At 40.1% G+C, this 212-nt stretch carries 1 pseudogene; it reads right to left on the bottom strand.

The annotated features are described in order from the left end of the window. A pseudogene (locus Q0910_RS28615) lies at positions 1-212 on the bottom strand (RagB/SusD family nutrient uptake outer membrane protein); the annotation flags it as partial.

Genomic DNA, 212 nt, shown 5'->3' with positions numbered 1-212 from the left:
AATGTTTGGATACCTGTAACAGGATCCGTTATATTAAAGAGTCCTATGGTATCTAAGCTAACCTGTTTTCTGTAATCTCGACCATCCCAAGTATTGTATACTTCTAAAGAAGGAACACCAACAGACCAACCACCTCCAAGACCATATTGTTGGTCATCTCTAAGACCCGTCAATGCTGCTTGATAATCTCTTCCATCATCTCCATTACTAGC

The sequence above is a fragment of the uncultured Aquimarina sp. genome (genome assembly GCF_947495315.1).
Taxonomy (GTDB): domain Bacteria; phylum Bacteroidota; class Bacteroidia; order Flavobacteriales; family Flavobacteriaceae; genus Aquimarina.
Note: the sequence above shows the minus strand (reverse complement) of the source record. Positions and strands in the feature narration are given on the sequence as shown.